General features: G+C 40.8%; 16 protein-coding genes and 1 tRNA gene. 6 read left to right on the plus strand and 11 right to left on the minus strand.

The genetic code is table 11. From position 1 onward, the window contains the following. Window positions 1–88 precede the first annotated feature (88 nt). Window positions 89–814, minus strand: a complete 726-nt coding sequence (locus BLU98_RS14515; RefSeq protein WP_257575013.1) for a hypothetical protein — start codon at window positions 812–814, stop codon at window positions 89–91. Window positions 815–911: 97 nt separating this feature from the next. On the opposite strand from BLU98_RS14515, the gene BLU98_RS14520 reads away from it, so the two are divergent. The 3 genes from BLU98_RS14520 to BLU98_RS14530 all read left to right on the plus strand — a co-directional run bounded on the left by BLU98_RS14520 (window position 912) and on the right by BLU98_RS14530 (window position 4,718). Continuing rightward, entirely contained in the window at window positions 912–1,934 is a 1,023-nt protein-coding gene (locus BLU98_RS14520) for a helix-turn-helix transcriptional regulator (protein ID WP_092726040.1), read from the plus strand. 63 nt (window positions 1,935–1,997) lie between these two features. Next, window positions 1,998–2,741 carry a hypothetical protein gene (locus BLU98_RS14525; protein ID WP_092726044.1) on the plus strand — a complete coding sequence of 248 codons (744 nt, stop codon included), beginning with the start codon at window positions 1,998–2,000 and terminating at the stop codon, window positions 2,739–2,741. Between the two features lie 108 nt (window positions 2,742–2,849). Then, window positions 2,850–4,718, plus strand: a complete 1,869-nt coding sequence (locus tag BLU98_RS14530) for a DUF2779 domain-containing protein (RefSeq protein ID WP_092726047.1) — start codon at window positions 2,850–2,852, stop codon at window positions 4,716–4,718. Between the two features lie 126 nt (window positions 4,719–4,844). On the opposite strand, the gene BLU98_RS14535 is transcribed toward BLU98_RS14530, so the two are convergent. The 6 genes from BLU98_RS14535 to rfbB form a co-directional block, all read right to left on the minus strand. Continuing rightward, window positions 4,845–4,916: transfer RNA gene (locus BLU98_RS14535), tRNA-Arg, on the minus strand. A gap of 54 nt (window positions 4,917–4,970) precedes the next feature. After that, the gene (idi, locus tag BLU98_RS14540; protein ID WP_092726051.1) at window positions 4,971–5,495 is read right to left on the minus strand and encodes an isopentenyl-diphosphate Delta-isomerase; all 525 of its coding nucleotides are present in this window, start codon (window positions 5,493–5,495) and stop codon (window positions 4,971–4,973) included. Window positions 5,496–5,571: 76 nt separating this feature from the next. Further along, the gene (locus BLU98_RS14545) at window positions 5,572–6,138 is read right to left on the minus strand and encodes an RNA polymerase sigma factor (RefSeq protein WP_092726053.1); all 567 of its coding nucleotides are present in this window, start codon (window positions 6,136–6,138) and stop codon (window positions 5,572–5,574) included. Between the two features lie 24 nt (window positions 6,139–6,162). Then, the gene (gene rfbA, locus BLU98_RS14550) at window positions 6,163–7,023 is read right to left on the minus strand and encodes a glucose-1-phosphate thymidylyltransferase RfbA (protein ID WP_092726054.1); all 861 of its coding nucleotides are present in this window, start codon (window positions 7,021–7,023) and stop codon (window positions 6,163–6,165) included. A gap of 3 nt (window positions 7,024–7,026) precedes the next feature. Continuing rightward, window positions 7,027–7,584 carry a dTDP-4-dehydrorhamnose 3,5-epimerase gene (rfbC, locus tag BLU98_RS14555; protein WP_092726058.1) on the minus strand — a complete coding sequence of 186 codons (558 nt, stop codon included), beginning with the start codon at window positions 7,582–7,584 and terminating at the stop codon, window positions 7,027–7,029. 1 nt (window position 7,585) lies between these two features. Further along, window positions 7,586–8,641 carry a dTDP-glucose 4,6-dehydratase gene (rfbB, locus tag BLU98_RS14560; protein WP_092726060.1) on the minus strand — a complete coding sequence of 352 codons (1,056 nt, stop codon included), beginning with the start codon at window positions 8,639–8,641 and terminating at the stop codon, window positions 7,586–7,588. 115 nt (window positions 8,642–8,756) lie between these two features. Here rfbB and BLU98_RS14565 point away from each other — a divergent pair, with 115 nt between their 5' ends. After that, entirely contained in the window at window positions 8,757–9,908 is a 1,152-nt protein-coding gene (locus tag BLU98_RS14565; RefSeq protein WP_092726062.1) for an acyltransferase family protein, read from the plus strand. 18 nt (window positions 9,909–9,926) lie between these two features. Here the strand turns inward: BLU98_RS14565 and BLU98_RS14570 are convergent, their stop codons facing one another. Both BLU98_RS14570 and BLU98_RS14575 read right to left on the minus strand, forming a co-directional pair. After that, window positions 9,927–10,658: a nucleotidyltransferase family protein gene (locus tag BLU98_RS14570; protein ID WP_092726066.1), complete on the minus strand. Its 732-nt coding sequence runs from the start codon at window positions 10,656–10,658 to the stop codon at window positions 9,927–9,929. Between the two features lie 14 nt (window positions 10,659–10,672). After that, window positions 10,673–12,112, minus strand: a complete 1,440-nt coding sequence (locus BLU98_RS14575) for a RapZ C-terminal domain-containing protein (protein WP_092726070.1) — start codon at window positions 12,110–12,112, stop codon at window positions 10,673–10,675. Between the two features lie 495 nt (window positions 12,113–12,607). Here BLU98_RS14575 and BLU98_RS14580 point away from each other — a divergent pair, with 495 nt between their 5' ends. Both BLU98_RS14580 and BLU98_RS14585 read left to right on the plus strand, forming a co-directional pair. After that, window positions 12,608–13,669, plus strand: a complete 1,062-nt coding sequence (locus BLU98_RS14580; RefSeq protein ID WP_092726074.1) for a hypothetical protein — start codon at window positions 12,608–12,610, stop codon at window positions 13,667–13,669. A gap of 6 nt (window positions 13,670–13,675) precedes the next feature. Beyond that, a complete protein-coding gene (locus BLU98_RS14585; RefSeq protein WP_092726077.1) occupies window positions 13,676–13,999 on the plus strand; it encodes a hypothetical protein in 324 nt (107 codons plus the stop codon). A 20-nt stretch (window positions 14,000–14,019) separates the two neighbouring features. On the opposite strand, the gene BLU98_RS14590 is transcribed toward BLU98_RS14585, so the two are convergent. After that, on the minus strand, window positions 14,020–15,426 hold the full coding sequence (locus tag BLU98_RS14590; RefSeq protein ID WP_257575014.1) for an APC family permease: 1,407 nt from the start codon (window positions 15,424–15,426) through the stop codon (window positions 14,020–14,022). Window positions 15,427–15,521: 95 nt separating this feature from the next. Continuing rightward, window positions 15,522–16,604: a PA0069 family radical SAM protein gene (locus BLU98_RS14595; protein WP_092726228.1), complete on the minus strand. Its 1,083-nt coding sequence runs from the start codon at window positions 16,602–16,604 to the stop codon at window positions 15,522–15,524. Window positions 16,605–16,615 lie beyond the last annotated feature (11 nt).

Genomic DNA, 16,615 nt, shown 5'->3' on the forward strand with positions numbered 1-16,615 from the left:
GCAAAAAAAGAAAAGAAAGGTAATAGTAGTATTAGTAGGTCTTTTATATCTTAGTTGAACACATTATCTGTCCTACATATAGGGTACATTATATAATGCCATACCACTGATCATTATTGCCTTCAAAGATGATATTAAGAAAACAATCATTTCCATGCTCATAACACTCAAGCTTAAAAATGAAAAAATGTCGTATGGAAATAATGAAAGGCAATCCTTTTCCCTTTGCAAATAGCTTATGCCAGTCTTTATTGTCAGCAGCATTTCTAGACCTAATATCTATTTCATGTTGCAGATATGCTTCAATAAATGGGATTTGCATTTGATGCAACCTGAAATAAATTTCGAAATTGATTTGTAAATTATATTCTCCTACAAATTGTACAAACTTACTTAACAGGTTATCGTCATCATCCATAGACATTTTAAACGCTTCAATCGCTTCCTTTACCGTTATCTTCCCCTGGCAATAAAGCTCTTCGTATACAAAAACACAATACGAATGAGTATCAATACCCATATAAGGTAATACATTATCGAAAGGAATTTTACATCGCCTCCCTATCTCCATTATCTCCTTGTCGGAACGTATTGGCGCCAATAAATAATCTGAAGCGCAATTAGTTAGCAATTGTATAAACCGATTGCTTTCTTCTCCTACATCGCCGGAATCAAGTGCCGCCTCTTGTACAAAACTTGATAACTTAAAGGAGTTTGGAAGTCCAAATCTTGCTAATATCCCTCGTTCAAGGTCATAAATAGAAGCCCATTCTCCAGTAGTAAATTCATTTTTGTTATGAATGGATTTCAACATTGAAATGTATTTTTCACACATCATAAATATGTTCATTTTTATTATATTTACTGAACAAAGCTATTCTTCCAGACTCTTACCTATTTAAAGTGGAAATATGCCAGTGAATAAATCATTCATGGAACGGGTGATAATTTTTGATCAATGCCTTCAGCGTAAGCAAAAAATATGGACAAAAAAAACACTGATAGAAGAAATTAATACTAAATTGGATGAAAAAGGGGCTTTTGACAGGCGAAAAGTGAGAAGTACGGGAATCAGCAATAGCACGTTTTATAGCATTATCAAATATTTAAGGGAGCAATACGATGCACCTATTGAATGTAAGAAAGGGGAGTATTTATACTCAGGCGAATTTCATTTCTCTTATTCTGCGCTTACAGTTGAAGAAGCCGAAAAACTTTCAAAAATGGTTATTTTACTACAAGAATTGGATGGTGTTTCCTTGATGGCTGATTTTGAAGAGACAATTGCCAGGCTTAATTCAGTAGTACAATTACGTTTAGAAGGGAACGATAAAATCATCCGATTTGAACATCATACCATTCAGAGGGGGATGAAAGAGTATTTCAATAAGTTATTTGCAGCGATTGCATCCAGTACAGAAATCAAAATTGAATATCGCCGTTTTGCCACAGGAGTTGCAAAGTGCTTTAATTTTTATCCTTATCTCCTGAAAGAATACCACAATCGTTGGTACTTAATTGGTCGGGTAGTGGGAAAGAAAGATGTAATTACACTGGCAATCGACAGAATTGAACAAATAACCTTATTATCAAAAAAAGCTTTTACAACAGATGGCTTTGATCCCGATACCTATTTCTCTCGTACAATTGGCATAACAGTAACCAACCATAAAAGTCCTGAATTAGTTAAAGTTCGAGTTTCGAAATCGCAAGTCCCATATTTTGAAACACAGCCATTACATTCATCTCAACGAAAAGAAAGAAATTATGCCAATGGCGATGCTCTTTTGAGCTTAAATATTGAAATCAATTTTGACTTGAAACTCCTGCTAATGCAACACGCAGATGTTATAGAGGTGATCAGCCCTAAATATTTGAGGGAGGAGTTATGTAAAAAGTTAGAGCAGGCATTAAAAAATAATAAGGTAAAATGAAGACTTGAAACTTTAAATAGAGCGGAGTGAGAACAAATAATTTTGACATCAAAATATAAATATATGAATTCACAAAAAAATCCATGGGAAGAACTCAAAGGGCAAAATTACTTTGAAAAAGACAAGGAAATTATCGATGAGCATAATGCTTCCCTTGGGCCTCACCCACTATTTATTGATCTAGACCTGTTACCAGAACCTTATATTGGGAATCCCAATGCAAATGTTGTTATACTTTTTACAAATCCAGGATTAAGAAACGGAGGAGACGCAGAAAGAGAGGATTATAATAATGATAACTTAGTAACAGCGATAAGAAATAATCTTACACACTCAAATAAAGAATACCCTTATTATTATTTAAATCCTGAATTCAAAGAAACCGGAGGGGGCAAATGGATTCGCCAGAGAATGAAAGATTTGATAGACGACCCCAGAATTGGTGATAAAACATTATCTGAAAGAATTTTCGCTATTCAACTACACCCATATCATTCTGCTCGCTTTAAAAATATTGAAGGCTTGGAAGGACAGACGTATTCAATGCATCTACTATCAAAAGCAATAAACAGAGGGGCATTGATTATATTTACCAGAACACAAAAAGAATGGGATGATGCCTATTATAAATTTGATTCAAAATTTAAGGAATTAAAGCAAATACCCGAGTTAAACTTTATTGAGCTTAAAAACACAGCAAATAAAACTCCAAGAAGTCCTTATTTTAAAGAATCTATGGGAAAAGAAAATTTTGAAAAATTAATAGCTGCCATATTAAAACCTGTAGACAGAAATGGCATGGAATAACATCCCACTGTCGCCTTCCGTGTTTTGATAAGGCTTCAGAGGCAATGTACTTAAAGCACCGTTTAAAAACACACAGAAGAAAATAGAATAGGTATAAAATTCTAATCAATGTCACTTTCAAAGTCTGACTATAAAATAGCAACATCCTGTTGCAAGAAGCTGGTTTATAAAAAAGCTTTGTATTCTACCATGAACGATGCCAATGAATACATGGAAATGTTGGCACAGGGAGGTTATATTGTTTCAAAGTATGCACAACTTCTTTACCCAGATGGCATTGAAGTCAAGGGAAACTCTATTGAGGACGCTATTCATATTACCAGACAACTATTAAAAGACAACGAATATATTACGCTATTTGAGGCGACCTTTTCATCAAATGGGAAGGTTGTAAGAGCCGACATCTTAAAAAAGGAAAAGAATATATTACATATTATTGAGGTAAAATCAAAATCGTACGACAGTGATGATGAAGATAATCCAAAGAAAAAATTAGAGGAATACATTGAAGACGTAGCTTATCAAACATTAACAGTAAAAGAAGCTTTCCCCGATTATGAAATTCATTCCTATTTACTATTACCCGACAAAGCTAAACGTACTGATATCGACGGATTGGCAGGATGGTTTGCAATAACCAAAATGGACGACGAAAAGTTTGAAATAGAAGAATTACCTGCACAAAATGTAATACGATTTCAAAAGCCATTGGTAGAATTTAAATATGAAAACAGTGTTGAAAAGGGAAAATACATTTCTCTGCTTCAAAAGGACAACCTACTAACACTAACGCTTGTTGATAAAGAAGTGAATGAAATGATGGATTTTGTTGTAAACAAAACCAATCTATATCTTAATATTCTTGAAAATGGCATCCAACCAAAAGATTATTCTATAAGTAAAAATTGTAAAAGTTGCGAATTCAACATTGGAGAAGTAAAAGAAAAGAATGGTTATCGCGAATGTTGGCAAGAACTTTCAGATATTAGTCCGCATATTTTTGACCTGTATTTCGGAGGTGCCATTGGCAGCTCCTCAAAAGGATTTTATTTAAATGAATTAATTAACAATAGAAAGGTATCTTTTTTCGATCTTGATATTGAGCGATTTAAAAACAGTAAAGGGGAATACAGCACAAGAGGAGAAAGGCAGCTTTTACAGTTTGAAAATACCAAGGCAAACTCAGAGTGGATTAGTAGCGAAATGAAGAATGCTTTGAATAAGCTAGAATATCCTTTACATTTTATAGATTTCGAAACATATACAGGCGCAATCCCATATCATAAAAGAATGCGCCCATACGAATTTATTGCTTTTCAATGGAGCTGTCATACTATACAAAAACCAGGAGATGCGCCCCTGCATTCGGAATTTATCAATAGTGAATATGATTTCCCGAATTTTCGTTTTGCAGAACAGCTTATGCAGGTAATAGGGACAACTGGAACTCCCATCATGTGGTCATCATTTGAAAACACGATACTGCGAAGCATCTTAGAACAAATGGATGTCTACAATTATAAAAATGACATGTTACGTGAATGGCTCACAGGTATTACCACAGACAAAAAGCAAAATCGAATTGGCCGTTTTGTTGATATGAATGAGTTAACGCTTAAATACTATTTTCATCCTCATATGAATGGGAAAACCTCAATCAAAAAAGTATTGCCCGCCATTTGGAATAATAATCCCTATCTACATGCTATTCCATGGTTTGAACAATATGTGCCGGCCGATGAAGCAAAATTAAACCCCTACGATACGCTTGCTCCAATTATTGGTGAACTTGAAAAAGAAGAAGTTGTAAAAGATGGTACAGGTGCGATGAGGGCTTATAATGAAATCATGTTTGGGGCTACAACAAATACTGAAAGAAGGCAACAGTTAATAAAGCTACTGCTGCAATATTGTGAACTGGATACCATGGCAATGGTAATCATTTGGAAATATTGGATGGATAAATGTGGGCTATGAACAGCTCTTTGGGATTTAACTTCTGGATATTTATCGTAAAGTAACACCAGTTTTGACACCCTGCTTTAGCGGACCACACAAATCATTGGCTTACAATTAATTGCAATAGCCGCGCCTATAATAGTGTGGCCTCGCCAGGAATCGAACCTGGATCTGGAGCTTCGGAAACTCTTATACTATCCATTGTACTACGAGGCCGGTTGGGAATAATGCCCGGAAACCGCGCAAAAATAGGGGAAAGCCTTTAAAACCTCAGATTTCATTCCGGTGATTCCACCAGTTGCGTATCTGGGGAAATGCAATATGGAACCAGGTGGTAAACCGGGCGGGCTCCTCTTTCAGCAACTGTGCTACTTGTGAAAAAGATTGGAAAATATAGCTTTCCGCCTCCTGGGGGTTCGGGGTTATCTGGCCATCATAATAACCCACGAATACATGATCGAATTCATGCTCGCTGAGTCCGTTCACGAATTCCGTTTTATAAATAAACGTAAATGCTTTTTCCAATGGAACATCAAAGCCCATTTCTTCTTTCAATCGCCGGGTAGCTGCCTGCAAAGTATCTTCACCCGGACGCGGATGGCTGCAACAAGTATTCGTCCAGAGTCCGCCGCTGTGGTATTTGTTAACAGATCGCTGCTGCAACAAGAGCTCGCCACGGCTGTTAAAAATGAAAACACTGAATGCCCTGTGCAACAGCGCCTTTTTATGTGCCTCCATCTTTTCCATCACTCCCAACGCAATATCCTTTTCATCAACCAATATTACCTGTTCCATTCATTAAAATTACAGAAACCCAAGGAGAGTTATCAGTTGAGAGTTGTTAGTTCTGAGAAGAATAATCTAACATTCATCAACTCCTATTGATCTGCTTCTTCAGCAACTTACGCGCAAAGTGAATACGGCTTTTAATGGTACCCAGCGGCTCATGGAGCGCTTTTGCGATTTCATTGTAACGATACCCTTCAAAATATAAAAGAAAAGGATTGCGAAACAATGCAGGGAGTTTGTATATCGCCGCCTGCATTTCTTTCAGGCTGATAGTGGAAAGGGCCTCATTGTGAACAGCATGCGCGCCCTGGTTAAGTAAAAATTCATTGGGAGTATGATCAAATATCGTACGCTGTTTAGCCCTGCGGCGATAATGGTTGATGAAGATGTTGCGCATAATGGTGTACAACCACGCTTTGATATTGGTACCCTCATGATATTTATCCTGGTTGGCTAACGCTTTGCACAAAGTTTCCTGGTAAAGATCACGGGCGTCATCCTGGTCATGAGTCAAGGTAGCGGTGAAAGGCTTCAGGAACTCAGCATTACTCAACAACATCTCGTTAAACTCTATGGTTGACATAACAGATGCGTTTGATTCCTGCCCTAAAGTTACGCTATTTAAAGAGGAAATAAATGGGATTAACATTCCTTGTACAAGCACTCATTGAGCCTATTTTTTCAGCCTGCACAGATACTCCCCATAGCCGCTTTTGGCATATTTATCAGCCAGTTTCGTCAGTTGTTCCCGGTTGATATATCCCATTCGGTAAGCCACTTCTTCTATACAGCCTATTTTCTGGCTCTGCCTTTTCTCTATCACCCTTACAAATTCACAGGCATCGCTCAAAGATTCAAAAGTTCCTGTATCGAGCCAGGCCGTTCCCCGGCTCATAATACCCACTTTCAGCTTCCCCTGTTGCAGGTATTCATTGTTCACCGTAGTGATCTCGTATTCACCCCTCGCCGAAGGTTCAATGCTTTTGGCAATGGATACCACTTCATTATCGTAAAAATACAGGCCCGGCACTGCGTAATTCGATTTTGGCGCCTTGGGTTTTTCTTCTATCGAAATAGCATTTTGTTTTTCGTCGAATTCCACCACTCCATATCGTTCGGGATCATTCACTTCATAAGCAAAAACAGCTGCGCCGTCTACATCGTTGAACGACTGCACCAACTGACTGAACCCGGCTCCATAGAAAATATTATCACCTAGTATCAACGCTACTTTGTCATTCCCGATGAACTGCTCCCCGATCACAAAAGCCTGCGCCAGTCCGTTGGGCACGGCCTGCGTAGCATAAGAGAACTTGCAACCCAACTCCGACCCGTCTTCCAGCAGTCGCTGGAATTGAGCACTGTCTTCCGGTGTAGTGATGATGAGGATATCCCGGATACCCGCCAGCATCAAAACCGATAAAGGATAATAGATCATCGGCTTGTCATAGATCGGCATCAGTTGTTTGCTGATGCCTTTTGTGATCGGGTACAAACGTGTACCGGATCCGCCTGCGAGAATAATACCCTTCATGGTTTAAAAGTTAAGTTCGTTTGCAATCATTTTCAAAGTGGGCAATACCGTATCTTTTTCCGACAGTAACAGTTGCTCCTGCGGCAGGCCCCAGTCGATGCCTAATTCGGGATCATTGTAAATAATCCCTCCCTCGGAAGCTTTGTTATAATAATTATCGCATTTATAGAAGAAGGTTGCGGTTTCACTCAACACTACAAAGCCATGTGCAAAACCACGGGGCACGTAAAATTGAGTACGGCTCTCGCCAGACAGTTCAACAGCGATGTGCTGACTGTAGGTAGGCGATTTTTTACGCAGGTCTACCGCTATATCCAGCACTTTTCCCTCCAACACACGCACCAGTTTGCTCTGGGCAAATTCGCCATGCTGGAAATGCAACCCGCGCAGCACTCCTTTCTGTGAGCGCGACTGGTTGTCCTGCACAAAATTTACATCGATTCCTGTTTGTTGCAAGAATGTTTTTTTGTTGAAGCTTTCAAAGAAATAACCTCTCTGATCACCGAACACAGTATCATGTATGATGAAGCAGCCTTCCAGTTTTGTAGATTCCACTCTCATATCAGCGGTTGCTATACATTGATTCGTAATAATGTTGATAATTGCCGCTGGTAATATGGTTTAGCCATTCTGTATTGGCCAGGTACCAGTCGATCGTTTCGGCCAGCCCCTGTTCAAATGTTACCGATGGCTTCCAGCCCAGCGCTTTATTGATCTTGCCGGCATCGATGGCATAACGCCTGTCGTGACCGGGACGGTCTTTGACATAAGTGATGAGTTGCTCACTGGTTCCGGCACTGCGGCCCAGCTTTTCATCCATCAGTTTACACAACAGTTTCACCAGGTCGATGTTCTTCCATTCATTGAATCCACCGATATTATAGGTTTCACCGGTTACGCCTTTGTGAAACACCGCATCGATGGCTGTTGCATGATCTTTTACATAGAGCCAGTCACGCGTGTACTTCCCATCACCATAAACCGGCAAAGGTTTTCCGTTGATGATATTGTTGATGAACAATGGTATCAGCTTCTCAGGAAAATGATAAGGCCCATAATTATTGGAGCAATTGGAAACTACCGTTTGCAGGTGATAAGTCTCATGATAGGCCCGCACAAAATGATCGGAAGAAGCCTTGCTGGCCGAATAGGGCGAGCGGGGATCATAAGCTGTTTCTTCTGTGAAGAAACCGGTCTCACCCAGGCTACCGTATACTTCATCAGTGGAAATATGATAGAAGCGGTGTTTGGAATAATCGGCCGCCCATTTTTTACGGGCTGTATTAAGCAGGTTCACTGTGCCGATGATATTGGTATAGACAAAATCCAGCGGGGAAACAATGGAGCGGTCCACATGCGATTCCGCTGCCAGGTGGATCACATCGGTTATACTATATTCATCGAAAACTTTTTCAAGCGCTTCACTGTCGAGTATATTGGCTTTTACAAACCGGTAATTGGGTTTGTTTTCAATGTCTTTCAGGTTCTCTAAATTACCCGCATAAGTAAGGGCATCTAGGTTAATGACCTGGTATTGGGGGTATTGGTTCACGAATAGCCTGACCACATGTGAACCGATAAAACCGGCGCCACCGGTGATCATAATATTTTTGCTCATCTGTACTGCTTTCTTAACGGGCGCAAAATAAGCAAATACCCTGCTTGGCGCCGCATCAGGGCGCTATATTTTCATTTTCCTTTACTATCTTCATCCGGTAATCAACCCGCCTGCCATGAATCAACGTTATTACTCGCTCGATGTATTCCGGGGAGCCACCGTGGCGCTCATGATACTGGTCAACAACCCCGGTAGCTGGGCACATATTTATAGTCCGCTTGAGCACGCCACCTGGCACGGCTGTACACCTACCGACCTGGTATTTCCGTTTTTCCTCTTTGCAGTAGGTAATGCCATGGCATTCGTGATGCCCCGTTTTGAACAAGCCGGCGCGGGTGTTTTCTGGAAGAAAGTGATCAAAAGGACCCTGCTCATATTCCTGATCGGCCTGTTCCTGAATTGGAGTCCCTTTGTTAAATGGGATGGCGACCATATCGTTTTTAAGAGTTGGGATACCGTACGTATACTGGGTGTATTGCAAAGAATAGCGCTTTGTTATTTCTTCGCTTCCATTATTGTATTCTACGGAAAAACAAAAGGCGCATTTGTAACAGGTGGCATATTGCTCTTATTATATTGGTTCATCTGCAACTGGCTGGGCGCTCCCGGCGATCCTTACAGCCTGCAAGGTTATTTTGGTACACAGTTCGATAAAAACATCCTGGGTGAAGCGCACATGTACAAGGGAGAAGGTCTCGCTTTTGATCCGGAAGGATTGGGCAGCCTCATGGCGCCTGTTGTGCAGGTGATCCTGGGATTCATGGTGGGACAATACATCCAGCAAAAAGGTAAGACCTATGAAATGCTCAGCAATCTTTTTGTTGCCGGGGTGGTGTTGATCTTTGCAGGTTTCTGTTGGGATATGGTATTCCCCATCAACAAAAAAATATGGACCAGCAGTTATGTACTGTATACAACCGGACTGGCCATGTTAACCATCGGCACACTCATTTACCTCGTTGAATTCAAAGCTGTCAAAGGCGCCTGGAGCCGGTTCTTTGATGTGTTTGGTAAAAATCCCCTGTTCATATTTGTATTGAGTGGGTTCTTACCAAGAGTATTGGCCATGTTCCGTTGGGTAGATCACCTGGATGAAGCCGGTAAAAAAGTATATACTTCTCCTTTCGCCTGGTTTTACAATCATATCTGCAAAGACATCGCTTCAGACCTGCGGGTAGGCTCGCTGGTATATGCATTGGTAACGATCGCGTTTTATTGGCTGATTGTTTACTTGTTGGATAAGCGGAAAATTTACATCAAAGTGTAACCAATAGTTGATACAGGTTTAGCTGCACCATGTTTCAGCTTTCGCAATACTTTCAGGTTTTCCTACATCAATAAAACGCGCACCGCTGTGGTCGAAACATTGAATGGGGTAATGATCCATCAATGAAAGATATACGTCTACCATGGAGAATTTTCCTTCCTGTTTCATTGCCTCGAAAAGGCCGGTATTGATAACATGAATACCACTGAACGCTTTCTGCTGTAACAGTGAGTAGTCTTTTACAGACTGTAATCCAGCCGGTTTCTCTTCGCCGCTGTTCACATTACGCCATCCTTTGAGCCTGCTTGCAGCATCAAATAAAAAATAGCGTGAAGTAGTCCTGCCAGATACTGCCAGTGTAGCAAGGGGTTGTTCCGCTTCGTGCCGGCGTATCATATCATCCAACCGCATATCGGTGAGAATGTCTACGTTCATGACTACAAAATCTTTTTCCGCCTCAAAGTACCAGGCTGCTTTCTTCAATCCTCCACCCGTTTCCAACACAGCATCTGTTTCATCGGAAATAGTAATCCGGCTGCCCCATCCTTCGTTTTGAGTAATGGCATCAATAATTTGATCTGCAAAATGATGCACATTAACAATCACCTCATTGATGCCGAACTGTTGCAGGTATTCAATATTACGTTGCAGCAAGCTCTTACCATTTACCAACGCCAACGCTTTGGGATGATGATCGGTCCAGGGTTTGAGCCGGGTACCAAGACCTGCGGCGAATAGCATGGCTTTCATAGTACGCGCGTAATTTATTGTACCCAGTTCAATTGGTTGGTATGTGTGAGCACTACTTTTACTTTGTATTTGTTCTTCAGGTGCCGGGCTGTTTGTTCGGCAGCATACACACTGCGGTGTTGTCCGCCTGTGCAACCAAAATTGATCATCAGACTGCTGAAATCCCGTTTCAGATAGGTTTCTACTGTAATATCCACCAGATCCCACACGCTGTTCAGGAACTCATTCATCTTGGTGCGTTGTTCCAGGAAATCCTGTACAGGTTTGTCTTTCCCGCTTAGTTTTTTATATTCATCGAACCGGCCGGGGTTCAGGATTCCCCGCATATCGAACACGAAACCGCCTCCGTTCTCTGATTCATCGTTGGGTATGCCTGTCCGGTAGCTGAAACTGTTAATATGAATGAGTAACGGCGTTTGCTCATTGGCCTGTGGCGGTTCAAACCGCTCTATCATTTCATCGGTTACCACCAGTTTCAATACCCGCGTAAACTCAGGCATTACAATGCCGATACGTTTGTTCTCTATGAAAAATTTCAGGTTGCGAAGTGCCAGTGGAATGCTGGCCAGGAAATGTGCCTTTCGTTCAAACAGTCCCCTGAATCCATAAGCGCCCATCACCTGTAATAAACGGATCAATACATATCCGTTGTACTGACTCACAAAAGTAACGCGGTCTACCGGCTGCTCCAGCAATTGATCGATCTGGTCCATGTAATAGTCCAGTAAATCGTCTTTCCATTTTTCGCTCAGTTCTGCTTTCGCCTGCCACAACAAAGATGCCACATCGTATTGCAGCGCTCCTTTCATTCCGCCCTGGTAATCGATGAAATTCACTTCATCGTTCTTTACAATGATGTTGCGGCTCTGAAAATCGCGGAACATAAAATACTTATACTCAGTATGCGTGAGATAAGTACTCAATGCCTCGAAATCATCCAACATGGCTTGTTTATCGTAAGGCAATTGCAGGGTGTCTAGGAAATAGTATTTGAAATACAACAGGTCACTTAAGATAGCTTGTTTGCCAAATTCCTTGGCCGTAAGGCTCCAGTCGTAATCCAGTCCCTTGTCGCCCAGTATTTGCATTTTAGCGAGGGCCGACAAACTTTTCTGGAATAATCCATACGCATAATCGCCATGTCCGTTCTGTTCCAGTTTATTCAGCAATGAATCACGGCCAAGGTCTTCCTGGATATAAAGGGTATCGTCTTCATTAACGCCCAGGATAAGGGGAACCGGAAGGCCTGCATTTTTGAAATGCTTGCTGAAATAAATGAATGTCTGCGTTTCCTTTTTATTGAGGTTATAGGTAGCAATAAAACTATCCATGCCTGCATATATCCTGAAATAAATCCTGTCACTCCCGCTTTGCGGTAACTTCTCAATGCGATCTGCTTTTCTGCGTTGCACGATTTCAAAAAGCTCCCCAATGGCCGTAATAACTGCCTCCATAAACTGTATACTTTGGGCGAAAATAGCGGAAATGCCTGATTTACAGATTTTACTGATTATCAATTCTTTTCGAAGAACACAACTCGATTGAATGTACTAAAGTCACATATAGTCGAGTGGTGCTTGCGTTGAAAACACCATTAAACCCAGTGAAAACACCATTCAAAATTCCGTGAAAATACAATTGCAGTTATTATTTATTCACCTTACTTTTAATATATGATTAAGCTGCTCATCTGATTGGGTTTCACAAAACCCTAGTTTACCCCCCCCTAAAAAAATCAGAGGCTTTACTATTACGGTTTACCATACTGAATAGTAGTAATGAAGTTTAATTTGGATGAATTATGTGAATCTAAGAGCTAACCAATTTTATACTGTTCTTAGATTCAAAAAGAATTCTATTAAAAGCTCACATTCATTGCCATTTCTATTTTTTATAAAATAGAATGTCAAAATAATAGCCATAGCACTAACATAAAACACCGAAAGAGTATGAAAAAATTAAACACTGTCTATTTGGTATTAATATCTTGTACGGCATTAATCGCATCCTGTTCAAAGGAAAATTCACCAGTAGTTCAAAAAACTGATTTAGAAAAAGTCGCATATACGACTTTGCAGGAAAAGATGTCTTCAAACAATTTTAATGATCTCGATTGGAATAAAGTGGAAATTACACAGCTAAAGGGAAAGCCAGTCGTATTAATGATTCACAGCAAAAAGCCATCTGGAAAATTTTTAATATTTGGCGTTCTAAATGGCAAACAATCTTATAATTGGGTGGAACTTAAAAGTGCTTCTTCTTCAGCAAAAGGTAAATTTTCTGGTGAAATCTTACTCACTGCTGTTAATGATAGTATTCTAAATAATTTTATTGTTGTTGATGGAAAAGTTACAGGAACAGCGCAAAAAGGAACTCAGGTTCAAACAACATCGGCTTCTCCGATAATCAAAAAGTTATATGTCGTTGATCCAGGATGCACATTACCAAATGTTCAAGTTACCGGATATTTACCTTCAGGCTCACCAATGAATTTTTGGAGTCTTTATTGGCTTTTAAATCAAAGTTTGGATTACTTTTTTTCGTATAATTATGATCAATCTTCTGTCCCGCCGAGTGGTGGTGGTGGTGCAGCAATTGTTGAAATGCCGTCGCTAATATCTTGTTCTGGAAGAAATACAGTTGTAACAATTAATGCTGATGGAACTAAAACTTTTAAGACTGACTTTAGTGGTTCGGTTTTTTTTAATGGCTTATACGCTAAAGCTACGGTGTCTTTTACTATCAACCAGAGCATGCAAAGCCTATCGATTCCAAAAAATTTCTCGATCAATATCTCTCCTTCATGGGCTATAGGGACGTACTCGCTTGGCTCGATGGACGATGTATATTCGTATTTTTTTCAGAGCACTAATACTCTAACCATCTACTTTAATATGAATTATGCTGTTGGTTTATCTTCATTAGGCCTTATTTCTACTATCCCAGAACAATGGAGGATTTCAATAAATCTCAACACTCCTTTTCCATACACAATTACACTTTCAAAATAAAATAGTATGAAACTAGTAGAAAGCAAACTTTTCAGAATAGCTGTATATATAGTAGCAGTCGGTATCGTTTTACAAGTTGTTTTTTTTATCCTGGGAATTTCTATGCACTTTTTAACAACTAGTAGCATAAGCGGCATAACAGAAATAAGAAAAGACATGCAGCAGACATTCAGTTATCATAACCCGTCAATGGACAGTGTATTAAAAAATACCATTTGGTATAAACGATTCGAAAGCACCAGTAATAGGGATTCTCTGTTGTATTATATAAAAAATGCCAGAATTGATGCTGACAGTATTTTAAACCAACCGAGGAGTGTTCCTAGATAGAGTGATAAAAGTAAAGTATTTCAAGGCTTCCGGTTCTTGAAAAAATAATATAGAGGTATCCCAACGCAAGTGATCAATATTCCCAATAATGAATTGATCACTTGCGTATGCCCGTTTCTATAATTTATGATATCTGTGTATAAAGTACTGGCAAGAAAAAAGAAGGCGAATACAACAAACAGGAAGGGAACAAAAGGATAACCCCATACTTTGTAGGTACGCGGAAAATCCTTCATTTTATACCGCAGTATAAAGACCCCCAGCGCGCTCATACCATAGAAAAACCAGCTCACAAAAATGAGCATATCAGTCAACATGTCAAAAGAGCCACTGAAAATAAGTATGATCGTCCAGCAAGCATTCAGCAGCAAAGCATTACCAGGTGTATGGTAGCGCGATTGTATTTTCCCGACCCAGTTTGTTTTTTTGCTCGATGCAGCAGTTGCAAATGTAACCCGGGCGGTAGCCAGCACATTGGCATTGGTAGTACCCAATACAAACAACATCACCAACAAAGCGATCAGGGAACCGCCTTTCATTCCCCAAACAACAGAAGCGGCATCAGACGCCACAAAAGAGGAGTTTGCCAATTGCTGAATGGGCAATACATATACAAAAGCCAGGTTGAGCAATACATACACAATAATGCAGAAAAACAATCCGGTGAAAAGACTGCGGGGAATATTCCGTTGTGGTTCTTTGATCTCACCTGCTACGAACGTGATATTGTTCCATCCGTCATAAGCCCAGAAAGCGCCTGCAACTGCAGCCATGTACATACCAATAAAATTCAATCCCTGCAGGTGTTGTGGCGTAGCAGTTACCAGGTGTTCCCAGGATCCTTTCCCCGAAAACAGGATACCACCAATGAGTAGCACAATGGCTACTGCTTTCAATGCCGTTAAAAAACGCTGTACCATACTGCCATACCCTACACTGAAATAATTGATCAGGGTTAATACAACAATGATGAACACGGTAAGCAGTTTTACTCCTATCTGCTCCAAAGGAAAAATAGTTCCTACCCCGGGTATATGCAGGTGATAAGCCTGCTCCGTTGCAAGCGACAACCTGGGTAAGTGAATGAAATAATTGGCATACTGAGAAAACACATAAGCAATGGAGGCATTGCCGGCTGTATTGAATACGGCGAAAGCAGCCCATCCATACAGGAAGGCAAAACGGGGACCATACATTTTTTGAAAGAATACAAATTGTCCGCCTGTTTCCGGAAACATCACCGCCACTTCCGCATTCGACAAAGCCCCGAACAAAGTAACAATACCCGCTACCATCCATACACTCAATAACAACAGTGGCGATTGCAATTGTGCGGCCATCAATGCCGGCTTCATAAATATACCCGACCCAATCACGCCGCCTATTACAATAGCAATGGTGGTTCGCAGGGAAAGGGTACGTTTCAATATGGGTTCAGGAATACTGATGGGTATTAACCGGTTTGATGAAGATTTGTGCGTATTGAAAATAAGACAAATCGGGTATCCACAAAACAGTACCCTCAAAATAGCCGGCCTTGCTCACCGGGCCTCCTGAACTGCGAACAATCCAGTTCCCAACGCTCTGCATTGAGTTTGTATAATTTATTATACTTGATGAATTGTTGCCGCACCAAATCTGAGATCGGTCCTTCTCCACGCATGCGTACGCCATAACGGCTGTCGTTCACTTGTCCACCGTGACCATTCTCTATCAGGTGCCATACTTTATCGGCACGGTCGGGAAAGTTTTTATACAGCCAGTCGTGAAAAATAAGTTTAATGGCGCCGTTGAGCCGTATAAAAGTATACGCACTGAACTTTGCTCCATTCTGACTGGCGGCCTCCATGATGCGTTGCATTTCATGCTCATTCAAACCAGGTATCATAGGACCCAGCATCACGCCTGCCTGTACGCCGGTATCACTCAATTCTTTTATTACCTGCAGCCTTTGCTTTGCAGTTGTTGTACGCGGTTCCATGGCACGGCGTAAATCTTCATTGAAGGAAGTGATACTCACCAATACACTCACCAGTCTTTTACGTGCCATCTCCTGCAACAGGTCTTTATCACGCAATATGCCGGCATTCTTTGTGATCATACCTACCGGCTGGTTGAATTCATTGCACACTTCCAGCAATTGCCTGGTGATCTTATATTTTTTTTCTGCCGGCTGGTAACAATCGGTATTACCACTCAGACTGATGGGCACGCATTGCCAGTTCTTGTTCATGAGGAATTTACGCAGCAATTGCGGCGCATTTTTTTTAACAATGATCTTCCGTTCAAAATCCAGTCCCGCACTGTATCCCCAGTATTCGTGCGCATTGCGCGCATAACAGTAAATACAACCATGTTCACAGCCCTGGTAAGGATTCATACTGTAGAACATCCCTACATCGGGACTCTCCACTTTATTCACAATACCTTTGGCCTGGTCTTCCAGGTACACCGTTGCAATGTTGTGCTCCGTCCAGTCATCAATGGCTTCTATATGTTCCCGCACCCTTTCATTTTTGAGGAAACGGTTACGCGGATTGAACTGCGCCCCCCTGCCTTTTAGATATTGGTCAGGCGATGTTGGTTGTTCTTGTTCTTCTTCCATATACAAAACCT

This window comes from Hydrobacter penzbergensis (assembly GCF_900106985.1).
Classification (GTDB): Bacteria; Bacteroidota; Bacteroidia; order Chitinophagales; family Chitinophagaceae; genus Sediminibacterium; species Sediminibacterium magnilacihabitans.